Annotated in this window: 16 protein-coding genes; 5 read left to right on the top strand and 11 right to left on the bottom strand. The window is 65.8% G+C overall.

All coding sequences use genetic code 11. From position 1 onward, the window contains the following. The first annotated feature begins 101 nt into the window (after positions 1-101). Positions 102-977: a helix-turn-helix transcriptional regulator gene (locus OG300_RS04965; protein ID WP_405492596.1), complete on the top strand. Its 876-nt coding sequence runs from the start codon at positions 102-104 to the stop codon at positions 975-977. A 36-nt stretch (positions 978-1,013) separates the two neighbouring features. On the opposite strand, the gene OG300_RS04960 is transcribed toward OG300_RS04965, so the two are convergent. From OG300_RS04960 to OG300_RS04945, 4 genes are all read right to left on the bottom strand, one after another. Further along, a complete protein-coding gene (locus OG300_RS04960) occupies positions 1,014-3,548 on the bottom strand; it encodes an excinuclease ABC subunit UvrA (RefSeq protein ID WP_405492594.1) in 2,535 nt (844 codons plus the stop codon). Between the two features lie 98 nt (positions 3,549-3,646). Beyond that, entirely contained in the window at positions 3,647-4,309 is a 663-nt protein-coding gene (locus OG300_RS04955) for a lysophospholipid acyltransferase family protein (RefSeq protein ID WP_405492592.1), read from the bottom strand. A 164-nt stretch (positions 4,310-4,473) separates the two neighbouring features. Continuing rightward, positions 4,474-4,698: a GNAT family N-acetyltransferase gene (locus OG300_RS04950; protein ID WP_405492590.1), complete on the bottom strand. Its 225-nt coding sequence runs from the start codon at positions 4,696-4,698 to the stop codon at positions 4,474-4,476. A 218-nt stretch (positions 4,699-4,916) separates the two neighbouring features. Then, positions 4,917-5,126: a molybdopterin-binding protein gene (locus tag OG300_RS04945; RefSeq protein WP_405492588.1), complete on the bottom strand. Its 210-nt coding sequence runs from the start codon at positions 5,124-5,126 to the stop codon at positions 4,917-4,919. A 615-nt stretch (positions 5,127-5,741) separates the two neighbouring features. Between OG300_RS04945 and OG300_RS04940 the strand changes: the two genes are divergently transcribed. Further along, a complete protein-coding gene (locus OG300_RS04940; RefSeq protein ID WP_405498475.1) occupies positions 5,742-6,476 on the top strand; it encodes a hypothetical protein in 735 nt (244 codons plus the stop codon). 29 nt (positions 6,477-6,505) lie between these two features. Here the strand turns inward: OG300_RS04940 and OG300_RS04935 are convergent, their stop codons facing one another. Both OG300_RS04935 and OG300_RS04930 read right to left on the bottom strand, forming a co-directional pair. Continuing rightward, positions 6,506-7,585: an alkaline phosphatase family protein gene (locus tag OG300_RS04935; RefSeq protein WP_405492587.1), complete on the bottom strand. Its 1,080-nt coding sequence runs from the start codon at positions 7,583-7,585 to the stop codon at positions 6,506-6,508. 150 nt (positions 7,586-7,735) lie between these two features. Then, positions 7,736-8,098, bottom strand: coding sequence for a GFA family protein (locus OG300_RS04930; RefSeq protein WP_405492585.1), 363 nt, complete (start codon positions 8,096-8,098; stop codon positions 7,736-7,738). Between the two features lie 198 nt (positions 8,099-8,296). On the opposite strand from OG300_RS04930, the gene OG300_RS04925 reads away from it, so the two are divergent. Further along, positions 8,297-9,262 carry a DUF1152 domain-containing protein gene (locus OG300_RS04925; protein WP_405492583.1) on the top strand — a complete coding sequence of 322 codons (966 nt, stop codon included), beginning with the start codon at positions 8,297-8,299 and terminating at the stop codon, positions 9,260-9,262. Between the two features lie 32 nt (positions 9,263-9,294). On the opposite strand, the gene OG300_RS04920 is transcribed toward OG300_RS04925, so the two are convergent. From OG300_RS04920 to OG300_RS04905, 4 genes are all read right to left on the bottom strand, one after another. Further along, a complete protein-coding gene (locus OG300_RS04920; RefSeq protein ID WP_405492581.1) occupies positions 9,295-9,774 on the bottom strand; it encodes a DinB family protein in 480 nt (159 codons plus the stop codon). Positions 9,775-10,569: 795 nt separating this feature from the next. Beyond that, positions 10,570-11,190, bottom strand: coding sequence for an NADPH-dependent FMN reductase (locus OG300_RS04915; protein WP_405492579.1), 621 nt, complete (start codon positions 11,188-11,190; stop codon positions 10,570-10,572). Positions 11,191-11,209: 19 nt separating this feature from the next. Next, the gene (locus OG300_RS04910) at positions 11,210-11,530 is read right to left on the bottom strand and encodes an amino acid permease (protein WP_405492577.1); all 321 of its coding nucleotides are present in this window, start codon (positions 11,528-11,530) and stop codon (positions 11,210-11,212) included. Beyond that, on the bottom strand, positions 11,509-11,640 hold the full coding sequence (locus tag OG300_RS04905; protein ID WP_405492575.1) for a hypothetical protein: 132 nt from the start codon (positions 11,638-11,640) through the stop codon (positions 11,509-11,511). The genes OG300_RS04910 and OG300_RS04905 overlap by 22 nt, the downstream gene beginning before the upstream one ends. Positions 11,641-11,735: 95 nt before the next feature. Here OG300_RS04905 and OG300_RS04900 point away from each other — a divergent pair, with 95 nt between their 5' ends. Next, positions 11,736-12,401, top strand: coding sequence for a pyridoxamine 5'-phosphate oxidase family protein (locus OG300_RS04900; protein WP_405492573.1), 666 nt, complete (start codon positions 11,736-11,738; stop codon positions 12,399-12,401). A 12-nt stretch (positions 12,402-12,413) separates the two neighbouring features. Here OG300_RS04900 and OG300_RS04895 read toward each other — a convergent pair whose 3' ends face one another. Beyond that, positions 12,414-13,010 (bottom strand): QsdR family transcriptional regulator, encoded by a 597-nt coding sequence (locus OG300_RS04895; RefSeq protein WP_405492571.1) that lies wholly within the window; start codon positions 13,008-13,010, stop codon positions 12,414-12,416. Between the two features lie 275 nt (positions 13,011-13,285). On the opposite strand from OG300_RS04895, the gene OG300_RS04890 reads away from it, so the two are divergent. Then, positions 13,286-13,492: a hypothetical protein gene (locus OG300_RS04890; protein WP_405492569.1), complete on the top strand. Its 207-nt coding sequence runs from the start codon at positions 13,286-13,288 to the stop codon at positions 13,490-13,492. Positions 13,493-13,500: the final 8 nt, after the last annotated feature.

The following is a 13,500-nucleotide window of genomic DNA, read 5'->3' as shown; positions in this document are numbered from 1 at the left end:
CGCCTCAGCGTGCTGTCCGGGCGCGACGGGGTGCCAGCCCTGCTTCTGCGTACCCCCGGCAGGGTCAGGTTCGCGACCGGCTCCGGGTGCAGACTGGGCTGATGAGTGATGGCCCGATGCAGCTGGGAGAGTTCCTACGGGCACGTCGTGCGCGCCTACGCCCGCAGGACGTCGGCCTGCCCGAGTTTCCCGGGCAACGGCGGGTGACCGGTTTGCGTCGCGAAGAGCTGGCGCAACTGGCCGGAGTTAGCGTGTCGTACTACACGCGTCTGGAACAGGGCCAGTCCACCAATGCCTCCGCCGCCATCCTCGACGCACTCGCGGGCGCGCTACAACTCGACGAATACGAGCGCGAGCATCTGCGCCACCTCGCGACGCGACGCCCGCGACCCGGACTGCCGCCAGCAGAGCGAGTACATCCATTGACGCGAGATCTACTGCGCACCTTCAACACTGCGCCAGCCCTGCTGCTCGGCCGCCGAACCGACATTCTCGCCTGGAACGGCCTCGGCCACGCCCTCCTAGCCGGGCACATCGACCCCACCGCCCCACACCGCCCCGCCGAGCGACCCAATCTCGCCCGAATGATGTTCCTGGACAACCACACCCGCGACCTCTACGCCGACTGGCCACGCAAGGCCCGCGCCGTCGTCGGCAACCTCCGCCGCATCGCAGGCAAGTACCCCGACGACACACTCCTGGCCGCCCTGATCGGCGAATTGTCCATGAAGAGCCAAGAATTCGTAGACCTGTGGAGCGACCACCGAGTCACCCCCTGCGAAGCCGACTCCTACTCCCTGAACCACCCCCTGGTCGGCCCACTAACCATCACCCAGCAAATCCTCATCCCCGCCCGCTCCCCCCAACAGTCCATCGTGGTCGTCACCACACCCCCAGAATCCACCGCGTCGGACTCCCTGGTTCTACTCGCCCACTCCACTTCCGTCGATCAGGAATTCGACAATGTTCGCCGATGACCGCTGACCTGGCGGTCGAACCACACAACCCCGCGGCTATAGGTGCGTGGCGAGATGTTCGGCGAGATAGTGGCCGGTGAGGCTGTCCGGGTTCTGGGCGATGTCGTCGGGGGTGCCGGTGGCGACGATCAGGCCGCCCGCGGTGCCCCCGCCCGGGCCCATGTCGAGGATGTAGTCGGCGTTGGCGATCATGTCGAGGTCGTGTTCGATGACGATGACGGTGGCGCCGTGTTCGTTGAGGCGTTCGATCACGGTGAGCAGGGTGCGGATGTCGAGGGGGTGCAGGCCGACGCTGGGTTCGTCGAGGACGAACAGCGTGTCGGACTGGTTGCGGCCGAGTTCGGTGGCGAGTTTGAGGCGCTGGGCTTCGCCGCCGGAGAGGGCGGGGGTGGCCTCGTGCAGGGTGAGGTAGCCGAGGCCGAGGTCGATGAGGGTTTGCAGGCGGGTGCGGACGCGGCGGATGTCGCCGACGAGGTCGATAGCCTGGGTGATGTTGCGGCAGAGCAGATCCGGCAACGAGATGGCGGAATCGGGTGTGGGGCGCAGGATTTCGTCCGCGGCGGGCGAATAGCGGGAGCCTTCGCATTCGGGGCAGTCGATGTCGACGTCGGGGAGGAATTGGACGTCCAGCGAGATCTGGCCGGTGCCTTCACATCGTGGGCAGCGCAGGGATCCGGTGTTGTAGGAGAAATCCGCGGCAGTGAGACCGCGCTCCTTGGCGGCCGGTGTGGCCGCGTAGGCGCGGCGGAGGTCGTCGAGGACGCCACTGTAGGTGGCGACCGTGGAGCGGACATTGATGCCGATCGGGGTGGCATCGACCGTCTCGACGCGGGTGATCGCGGGCGCGTCGACAGCGATAACGTGCTGCGGCAGTACGGTTCCCGGGGCGAGGGCGGGGACCAGGCTCTCCAGAATCGCCGTGGTCTTCCCCGACCCGGACACACCGGTCACCGCGGTCACCCGCCCCTGGGGTAGGTCGAGTTCCAGGGCATGCACGGTGTGAATCGGCTTGGTGGACAAGCGAATATGCCCGTGCTCGAACATCTCTTCAGCGCTGGCGCGGGCCCGCACCACCACCGGTTCGCGTCCGATCAGGAATCCGCCGAGCAGCGACGCCGGATTCGCGCCGAGCGCCGCCGGGTCGCCGGTGGCCAGCACCCGCCCGCCCTCGGTTCCGGATCCCGGCCCCATCTCGATCAGCCAGTCGGCTTCGCGCAGCACCTGCACATCGTGGTCGACGAGTACGACGGAGTTGCCGTCGCGCAGCAGGTCGCGCATGACGCCGAGCAGGCCGTCGACGTTGGAGGGGTGCAGGCCGATCGACGGTTCGTCGAGCACGTAGAGCACGCCGGTGGTCTGATTGCGGACCGCACGCGCGAGCTGCACCCGCTGGCGTTCACCGGTCGACAGGGTCGCGCCCGCGCGGTCCAGGCCGAGGTAGCCGAGGCCCAATTCCAGCAGGCGGCGGGCGGTTTCGAGCAGCTTGTCGATGATGTTTCGCGCCATCTGCCGCATCTCGGGCGGCAACTGCTGCTCCAGGGTCGGGACCCAGGCGACCAGTTCATCGAGAGTCTTCGCGGTCGCCTCGGCCAGGTTGATCCCGTCCACCAGCGGCGCGCGTGCCGCCTCGCTCAACCGGGTGCCGTGGCAGACCGGGCAGATCTGGCGGCTGATGAACTTGCCGACCCGGCTCAGCCCGCGCTCATCGGTGGCCTTGCGCACGGCCTCCTCCACCGCGCTGCGCGCATTCACGTAGGTGAAGTTCATCTCGAAGACTTTGCCGTTCTTGGAAGCGACTGCGATGTGCCGCTTTTCGGCCGGACCGTGCAGCACGGTCTTGCGTTCCTTCGCCGTCAGTTTCCGGTACGGGACGTCGGTGCGAACCCCGAATTCGGCGACGATCTGGGGCATCAGCGTCAGCCCGAACATCGACCAGGGTGCGACCGCCCCCTCCGCGATCGTGCGCGACGGGTCCGGGACCAGCGCCGCCTCGTCGATCTCGTTCACCACACCGGTGCCGGTGCAGCGCGGGCACGCGCCATCGGAATTGAAGGCCAGCGACTCCGCGCCCGGCGGATCGAAGACCACTGCGCACACCGGGCAGGTCAGCGAAAGTCCCTGCGCCACAGCGATGGTCGGCTCGTGATAGTGCCCGTTGGGGCAGCGATGAGAAGCCAGCCGCGAGAACAGCAGCCGCAGATAGTTGAGCAGCTCGGTGGAGGTGCCGAAGGTACTGCGCACCCCGGGCACTCCGGGACGCTGCCGCAGCGCCAGGGCCGCGGGCACATGCTCGACGCTGTCCACGGCCGCGCGCGGCGCCTGCGACATCCGCCGCCGGGTATAGGTCGAGAGGGCCTCGATATAGCGGCGCGAACCCTCCGCGTACAGCACGCCCATGGCCAGCGAGGATTTGCCGGATCCCGAAACACCGGCCACCGCAACCAGTCTGCGCAACGGCACGGTGACGTCGACGTCCTTCAGATTGTGCACCTTCGCACCGCGCACCTCGATCGACAGCGGTGGCTCGGACACGCGGCCTCGGCGGGAGGTCTTCGGCTTGCCGTCGCTCATGCGGTCTCCTTCGATCGAAGAACAACGTCCGAGAAGGCGCCAACCCCGACCACGCTATCAGCGCACGTCACGCCACCCACGCAGGGACGAGCCGCGGGTCAGTGCCGCAGGTCTTCGATGCACTGCCTGAGGTGGTCGAGGAACTTCACCGGGTCGTCGAAGTCCGCCGGGTCGATCGGCTCCCCGAAATGGATGGTCACCGGTGCGTGCCGATCGAATTTGGGCCCGTCCCCGCGCACCTTGCGCATCGGCAGCATCCGGTCGGTCCCGCTCGTCCCCACCGGAATCACCGGCGCACCGGTCGCCAACGCCAACTCCGCGACCCCCGGCTTGTACGGCTCATCCTCCCCCGCTGCCACCAGCCGCCCCTCCGGATAAATGATCAACACACCCCCGAATCGCAGAATCTGCTCCGCCCGCGCCACCGCCGACCGCCCCGACGCACTGTCGCGCCGCACCACCGGAATCTGCCCCAACCGCGCCACCAGCCACCCCACCACCGGCCAGGTCCACAACTCCGCCATCGCGATCGCCACCGCCCGCCGCCGCAACGCCCCCCACAGAAACACCGCATCCAACATCGAAATGTGATTACTGGCAACAATCAAAGGCCCCCGCCCCGGCACCCGCTCCCGCCCGATCACAGCCACCCGCACCACCTTCGACCAAGCGAGAGTCCGCAACACCCGCCGCACCACCTGCGTAGCCACCCAGGCCCGCTTCCCCAACCCTTTGGGCCGTTCCGCCCCAACCTCTTCCACCACAACTCCCCTTCCACCTCGACCCGGTACGCAGCCGATCCTGCTGCGCCGCGGCCACCACCGGCACCGTACAACTACTCGGTGTAGCGTCGGCCACACATCGCACCGATCCGCTCACCGCGAAGCAATACGTTCGCCGCGAACATGATTCGGTTCGCGCATTGTCAGTCTGTGGGCGCGAACCGGTAGACCCGAGATTCACGCGGCCGGAATCCGAGCCGCTCGTAGAGGCGATTGGCAGCCGACCGGGAGGCTCGCGAGGTCAGATCCAACGTTCGCGCGCCAGCCGCATCGGCCCGCGCCTTGGCCTCCTCGATCAACGCAGCCCCGACCCCCTGCCCGCGAGCCGAGTCGTCGACCTCACCCAGCGGTTCCACAGTCACTGCCACCACCGCACCCTACTGCGGGTTCCGTTCGTACTGCGCTGCCTTCGGTGACGGTCGGCCACAGAACGGAATGCGCTGAGCGGCAACCCTGTTTTCCGCTGGAACATGACCGAGAACGGCAGCAGGTGAGTCGTAGCCGAGTTCCTGAGCCGAACATGCCCTTAAACGCAGCAACGCCGGACCAACTGGATTTCAGTCGGTCCGGCGTTGCGCGGCGGTATTTACTCGACGCCGAGAGTGACCTCGGTCGACTTGAAGAGAACCTTCACCGCAGAGCCTTCAGCGAGCTCGAGATCATCCGCTGCATCGCGGGTGATCGACGAGGTCACCTCGTCTCCGCCATTGAGGCGAACGCGGATCACGGCCATGGCCTCGCCACGGGTGATCGAAGTGACAGTTCCATCCAGCTGGTTACGGGTGCTCAATCGCATGAACTCGACCCTACGCGAGAAAATCCCGATCGGCCGGTATTGAACCCTGTGCCGAAACCCACCCTGACCAGGCCAGAAACCGCAAACACGGCCGCGGTACCGAACAGTTTCCGAGCCTGCGGACGCCACGCCGAACCCCGTCCGAAGGTGCGATTTTCAACCCGACTACACGCAGTGACGGATTCGGCAAGAGCCTGGTAACGCTGTCCAGCACATTTGAAAAGCACCGATCCCCCGAACCCAAGTCGACAAATCACTGAGGTTCGTCCGACCTCGAATCAGCGCGACCAGTCAATTGGGCCCCCAGCAGCACTGCCCGATTCAGACGGGACGAGCCGCGAACTGCTCTCCAGAAAATGGCCCGATGCCCAGATCGACCCGGAGCCGCAATACGGCCGAGTATTCGTCAGAAAACTGATCGTCCCGGCATGGTTTCGCACATCTAGGCCGACTTCCCGACAGCCGGCAGCCGGGATGCTGCAACGCAGCCAGTCTTGCTGTCCGCAGGGGACTCGCGACCGCCACTTCTTCAAGCTCGTTGTGCGACAGTGGATGTGATCATGATTGCGAGGAGATGCTGTGCCACTGATCTCTGCTGCGGTGTGCCCGCACCCGATGATGCTGATTCCGGACATTGCCGGTGAGGCTTCCGGCGAGTGGGACACATTGCGGTCGGCGTGCGCGGAATCCGTTCGGCAACTGGGGATTCCGGTCTTCAATATTTACGACAAGTCCGTCAGCCCGTCCGAGGGCGCGGCCGATCTCGTCGTGATTGTCGGCGGTGACGAGGTGACCAGGAGCTTCGACCCTTCCGGTGCCTACGGGAGTCTCCGGGCCGCCGGGATCTGGTGGGAGTACGGGTGGGAGGGCGCGGGCCCACCGCAGCCGCTGCCGCTGTCCCTCACGCTCGGCTATTGGCTCATGTTGACCAGCAAACCCAAGGGGATGATCACGGCCGCAATCGCATACGAGGCCGTGTCATTCGTCGCGACGCCACAGGAGTGCGCTCAACTCGGCCGGGAATTAGCGGGGAGAGCCGAGCGCGTGGCAATGCTCGTCATGGGCGAGGGATCGACCAGCATGCCCGCCGAGTGGCGGGCACGTGAGGCCAGTCGAGCGCGGGACTTCGACTCCGAGGTAGCCGAAACGCTCGCGCGAGCCGACGCAGACGCCCTCGCGCGCTTGGATTTGCGTGAGCATCGGATTCCGACGACCGGGCGAGCGGCATGGCAGGTACTGGCAGGTGCCGCGGCCGACCAGCGATTCCAGGGTCGGCTGCACGCAGATCCGGCGACCGACGATCACGACTATTTCGTCGCGAGCTGGACCCGGCACCGAGCTGATCGTTAGCTCGCCGGGTCACGCCTTGGCCTTCCCGGCTACTTCCCGAAAGACCCACCGGCTGAGCCGCTGGCTACCAGGCAGAGGGGGTTGTTGACCATCAGCATTTGGGCTGAGCCTGAGGAGGAGCCGGTGAGGCCGGAGTCGATGGCGGGGGTGTTGGGGGTGGGGGTTGCCGGGTTGCCTGAGCCGCCGAGGCGCATGGAGCGGCCGTCGGAGTTCGGGTCGGTGGGGGCGCCCAGGAGGTCGAGGACCGTGGGGGTGATGTCGGCGAGGGTGTAGGCGTTGTTTTGGGCGCCCGGGGTGAAGTCGGGGCCGCGGGCGATTGTGAAACTCGCTGTCTCGTAGGGGCTTTGACCACCGTGGCCGCCTTCGGGTTTGTGGCCGTGATCGGTGGTTACCAGGATGGTCCAGCGTTCGTCGGTGTGGGTGCGGGCGCGGTCGTCGACCGCCTTGGTGATCTTGCCGACCAGGGTGTCCACGCGGCCGATGGCGTCGCGGTAGGCCTGCGGCCAGATGCCGCGCAGAGTGTGGCCGACGATGTCGACCTGGTCGAGGTGCGTGAACACGAAATCGGTGCCCTCGTCGGTGACCGCGGAGACCACCTTTGCCGCGGCATTCGAATCCGCTGTTGTCTCACAGACTCCCGCGCCGGTCGGATCCACCTGCGTCACGGATACCTTGTCCGCGGCCGGATTTCCGGTTCGGGCGATCATGCCGATCTTGTCCCAGGTGCCCAGTGAGGCGGTGGACAGGCGCGGCTGGGCGCGCTCGAGCTGGGTGAACACGGTGGGGTACGGCGCGAAAGCCGCAGGGACACAGGTGGCGTCGTTGTCGCGGATGCCATGCTTGGTGTCCCATACACCGGTCAATGCCGTCGCCCAGGAGACGCACGACATGGTGGTGTGCGGGGCGATCGAGGTGCGGGCGAGGGTGCCCTGGGCGGCCAGCAGGCCCAGGTTCGGGGCGTTGGCGGCCTGCACCTCGCTCCACAGCGTGCCGTCGATGCCGATCACGACGACCTTGTTCACCACGGGGGCAGCGGATGCGGGGGCGGCCGACGCCAGCGGGAGCGCGGTCAGCGCGGCGGCGGCCACCAGTGCATGGATACGAGACATGCGCGGCAAATTAGCGTGGGCGTGGCACTTTCGCAGCAAATTCGGACAATTGACCAAAATCGTCCCACTGATTGGTTGGCATCACCTCGGTAAGACGGTGGGCCGGAACCGGTTCGGGTCGGCGGCCCCTTCCAGCAAACGTCGCTGATCTCAGACCGATGGGGGCAGCCACGGGACAGCGTTGTGGGCGAAGCTCTGCTTGATCGGGACCAGGTCGGTGTGGTCGTCCAGAGCCATGATCGTGACGCCGACGAGGCCGGGCTCATCACCCTTGGACGCGAGGGTGGATCCGCAGATCGGGCAGAAGCCGCGGGAGATCTGAGGGAAAGTCTCGTACCAGGTCGGTTCCCCGCCTGGGCCGGTCCACTCGAATCCCTTGGCGGGGAACGACACCCATGACATCACCGGGGCACCGGAGAGGCGTTGGCAGTGGGGGCACGAGCACAGATGTGGGAAGTCCGGGTCGCCGGTCGCGGAGAACCGGATATTGCCGCAGAGACAGCCGCCGTTCATATCGCTCCTTGGTGCCGGGCATTTCGGGAGTGCCGGTGGGGTTGAGCCGAAGTGGGTGGCAGCCACGGTCGTTGCGCGGCAGACCAACTCACCACCTGCGGCGTGCCTGATAGAGAGGCTACTGAACAGGGTCGCCGAACCCTCGTGCAGGGCAGTAAATCTGTGGCGTCGGATTGTCGCAGTGCCCATGATGGCGGGGTGACTTCGTATCGTCTGGCCGAGCCGCCGTTGTTCAGTCGTCTGAGTGACGCTTCGCGGGTGCTGATCGCGGGCGCGGGTGGCGGATTCGATGTATACGGCGGGCTGCCGCTCGCTGTCGCGCTCGAAGGACAGGGCAAGCAGGTGCATCTGGCGAATCTCTCGTTCAGTGATCTGCGCCGGATGCCGCTCGAGAATTGGCTGGCGCCAGGAGTTGCCGCTGTCGATCCCGACACCGCCGGGAACGACGACTACTTCCCCGAACGCAGCCTGGCGCGCTGGCTGGCCGGCACCGGCCGCAAGCCGGTCGTGTACGCGTTCCCCAAATCCGGTGTCCGGCCGCTGCGCGCGGCCTATGCCGCACTCGTCGAGCAGCTCGAGGTGGACGCCATCGTGCTGGTGGACGGCGGCACCGACATTCTGTTGCGGGGCGACGAGGCCGGGCTGGGCACTCCGCAGGAGGATATGACGAGCCTGGCGGCCGTGGCGGGACTCGACGACCTCAACCGGCTGGTGGTGTCGGTCGGATTCGGAATCGACGCCTATCACGGCGTCTGCCATGCGCATGTGCTCGAGAATCTCGCTGCGCTGCAACGCCAGAACGCGTACCTCGGGGCGCTGTCCATACCGTCGGACAGTCCGGAGGGATCGGCCTATTTCGCCGCGGTTGTGCACGCGCTGGCCGAAACACCCTTGCGGCCGAGCATTGTCCACTCCCAGATCGCCAGCGCGCTGCGCGGGGAATTCGGTGATGTGCACGCCACCGACCGCACCGGCGGCACAGAGCTTTTCGTGAACCCGCTGATGGCGATGTATCTGACCGTCGACCTGCCAGCGCTCGCACGCACGGTCGAATACCTGCCGTATCTCGAGCCGACCGAGCACGCGTATCAAGTCGCGCAGATGATCGAAGCTCATCTGACGTCACGGCCCGAGCCGCGCCCCTTCAGCATTATTCCGCACTGATTCGGTACAAACAGGCCGGGCAGCCAAGCCTTTCACTCGGCGAGTATCTGCTCGCGCAGAATGTCGGCATGCCCGCAATGCTGCGCCAGCTCACGCAGCACTTGCAGGTAGACCCAGTGCAGCGTGCGCGGCCCGGACCTGTGGCCCGTCACGACGGTGTCCAGAGACATGCCCGCGGTCATCGAACGGGCTGTGGCGCAGGCCTTCTCATGAGCTGCGACAACCGAGGCGATGGTGTCGTCGCCGGAAAGCCGAAAGGACTCATCCGGACTTCCCACCAACCCGAGATCCTGGCGCGAGGTACCGCCCACACACTCCTCGAACCACACCCGCTGCATCCACGTGACGTGCTGCAGCAACCCGAGCAACGTCGTAGCCGACGGGACCAGCCGACCGCGCGCCTGCTCCTCGGTGAGGCCTTCGAGAGTCCTCTCGATGGCAGTGCGATGGTCCTCTATGAACGCATTCAGCTGAGTCCGTTCATCTTCCAGCGGCACGTCGAACGAACCCATGAGATTCTCCCTGTCACGTCGCGGGCCCAGAGTCACCGTGGCTCGGGCGGTGTCGCTATGGCATGCACGCTAATGGACCCCCTGCCGTCAGCGGCGCTCGGGCACGGCGGGCCAGTCCACCCCGGCCACAGGCCGCATTCCGGTGGCGGACCGCGGTGTGCCGCATCGGAGAGCCAGCGCGGCAGCATCCTGCCTGTCTGGCGGCCGTGCGGCGAACCGAATTCTCGAACGGTCGGAATAAGGTCTGCTCGTTGAGATTTCGAAACCGTGATACCCACGCTGACAACCCGGTAGGGCTGTCCGCACGCTCGAAATTACGAGGTGGCGCAGCCCTCGGACTTGTAACCTTTGACTGTGAGTACGAGTGGGGTGGGTTCGACCGCACATGATGGTCGGAAGAGGCTGTACACGCTGATCGCGTTGGGTGTCAGCGTAATGGGCGTCGGTTTGTATCTCGCTGCGACCACCCGATTGATCGCCAGCGGGAACAGCAACGATGTGATCGCAGGCAATCTGTACGCGCTGGCGCTTGTCGCATGCGCCACGGTGGGCTGCTTGACGCTTATCCGCCGGCCGGGGGCTGTGCGAGGAGGTCGACGCACCGGATGGATGAGGCGGCCAACACTCCCCGAAATCGTCGTGATCTGTGCACTTCTGGCCGCTTATCTCTGGGCGTTCGTCAACCGGGGCACGGTGGCGGGTCAGATAGTCGGGCAAACCGCCTGCGGAACTTGCCTACTCGCCGCCGCATGGAGCCCGATTCGGGTTCAGGCGCAATAGATTCCGGGACTGTAGCTAGCGCTGGTCATCCTCGAGCGCTTCGATCAATCGTTCATCAATTTCGCGGATCTTGTCTCGGTAGGGGTTCAAGGTGGCGTCGACGTTGATGAGCTGCCAGTCGTTGTCGACGTCGTTGTCGCCGATGGCTAGTTCTAGGTGGTTGTCGAGGGCGCGCATGTGCAGGCCCTGTAAAACGGTGAGGAGTTGGGTCGCGGCCTTGCCGCCGCCGCGAGTGCCGTAGGTGGCGACGGTGGCCGGTTTGTCGTGCCATTCGTGGTAGAGGTAGTCCAGGGCGTTCTTCAAGGCTGCCGGGTAGCCCCAGTTGTACTGCGGGAAAACGAAAATGAAGGCGTCGTAGGAGTTGACGATTCGACTCCAGCGGCGGGTGTGCTCGTGCTGATACTGCTGCAGTGCCGCTTTGAGCGGTTCGTCCAGCAGCGGCAACCCGACCTCCGCCAGGTCGAGCAGCTCGTAGGTCAGCGGGCTGTTCTGCTGGGCGACATCACGGATCCAGGACGCGACGTCCGGGCAGATCCGGGTGGGGCGGGTGCTGCCGATCACGACGGCGACCCGGTTTCCCGGTGATGCCGGAATTGACTGGCCGGTGGCCTGTTTCGAAATGTTGATCTCGGTCATGCACGACCTCTCGTCGTCTTCACTGCGATTTCGCAGGTGTGATCCAGGACGGTTCGCGCAGGCGCTCGACGAGAACCGGTGCGGCGCAACAGAGCACCGTGCCACCCGCGACCAGCGCCACGTACAGGACCGGATTTCCGATCGGCAGTTGTTCGGGCGGAACGAAGGCGGTGGTGAGGGCGAAAACCATGGCCGCGAAACCGGTTCCGGCGAAGGCCCACATTCCCGGCCGTCCACCCGGGATACGGAACGGGCGGGGCAGGTCCGGTTGGGTGTATCGCAACCGGATGGCCGCAGCGTACATGAACAGGTAGATGATTATGTCGAGCCCGGCCGCCATGGCGGTGATGAGGAACAGGCGGTGCCGACATCGCCGATGAAGAAGTAGGGTGCGCACAGCAGCGTCACGAACAACGCCGCGGAGGTGACGGCCGCGATCACGATGACCATCGTGCACCGGGGTGGCGTTGGCGGGAAACCACTTCGCCGCCTTCGATCCAGCTACGTTCGGTCGTGTCTGCGCGCCCGCGAACGGGCGGATGTGCATGCTGGACACCATGACCCGCATGCCGCTCTCACCGACCGAGCGCAGCACTATCCGGCGTGACGCGCAGCGCGCTCGCACCGACCGCTCCGAGTTGGACGCACTGCTCGACGCAGCGCTCGTCTGCCATCTGTCGGTGATCGCCGACGGCGCACCGCTGGTGCTGCCGACCACCTACGGACGCGACGGCGACACGCTGTATCTGCACGGTTCCGCCGAAGCTCAGAGTTTGCGGCTGGCCGCCGCGGGTGCCGTCTGTGTCGCCGTGACCCTCCTCGACGGCGTGGTCTACGCGCGGACGCCGAAGGATTTCTCGTTGAACTATCGGTCAGCGGTAATTCACGGTCGCCCAAGCGAAGTCGTCGACGCCGACGCGAAGCTGCACGGTCTGCGAACCATCGTCGAGCACTGCGCGCCGGGCTCGTGGGACTACGTGCCGCACCCGACCGCGCATGACCTGAGCTGGACGACCGTCCTCGCACTCGATCTCACCGAGGCGTCGGTCAAAGTCCGCAGCGGTGGCCCCCACGACTCCCCCGCCGATATCGCCGCGGGCGGAATCTGGGCAGGTCAACTCCCTTTGCGGACGACCTGGGGTACGCCGATCCCGTCACCGGACCTCGTCGGAGACGTCGCCGTCCCCGACCACATCACACGTCGGAGGTAGCCGGCCGTCGGCTCATTCGGCGGCGGTCGGCGGGTTGATCGGCTGATAGTTCAGGAGGCGTTTGATGACGATGGTGGTGGATTCGAAGTCCGTCGGTTCGCCGGTGATGAGTTCGCGGTGATAGAACGATTCACCGACTCTCGCCACGGCATAGGCGAGCTTGCCGACTTCGATGTCCGATGGTTCGCCGATCTGGGTGGTGATGAGCCGGATCAGGGATTCGATGGTCCGCGGCTGGACCACACCACGACCGGAAGTCATTACCCTGAGCGCGGTTTCGGTGTGTTCGGTGACGAATTTGCGCATCGCGGGAATCTCGGCCCCGGCGTGCTGCGATCTGCCGATCATCTCCGCGATGCCCTCGGCGCCACGGTCGTGGAACTTCTCCCACTGGTCGGCGGCGATGTCGTGGAACAGGGCCCAGACGACCTCGCCGAGGATGCGGTCGCGGTCGCCGTATCGGCGGTAGAGCGTGGCTCTGCCGATCCCGGCCTCCTTCGCCAGCAGACGCGCGTCGATCCAACCGTCCCGCTCGAACATCGCGATCGCGAGCTTCAATACCGGATCGTCCGGCGCGAAGGGAGCCGACGAATCGGAGGCCTGAGACATCACCGCCCCAGTGTTCCACGAACCCGCTGGCCAGCGTGGAAATAATGCCTCCACCAGCGATCTTGGGACACGAACGACCCTTGCATCCGGGACACCGATCCGATAGTGTCTCAAAAAATGTAGAGACACTCAGCCCTATGTGTCTCATGGTTATCAGCGGATGCGCCCAAGGGAGCGTCTTCGCGCAGGAAGCGTTCGTTCATATTGGTCCATCCGACCGCGAGCATGGCCTCGGCAGGCATCCGCGAATCCCATAAGGCGACATGGTGTCCTTCATGTCTATCACCGGCGCGAAAGCACCTATGAAGCTGCTGCGCCACATACGAATTCGATCAGGCGCGTTGCAGCTCGACTACAACGCACCCGCCGAGCAGGCCGCGAACATCGCCGCCGAGCTGGGCCGAATGGCGTTCGAAGTAGTCGTGGACGATAGTGTCGACGACGTGTACCCCCTGCTCCCCTGCTCCGCGCTGTGGGAATAGGGGACGCC

The sequence above is a fragment of the Nocardia sp. NBC_00511 genome, from assembly GCF_045161165.1.
In the GTDB taxonomy this organism is placed as follows: Bacteria; Actinomycetota; Actinomycetes; order Mycobacteriales; family Mycobacteriaceae; genus Nocardia.
The sequence above is the reverse complement of the archived record's forward strand: the minus strand, read 5'-3'. Positions and strand labels throughout refer to the sequence as shown.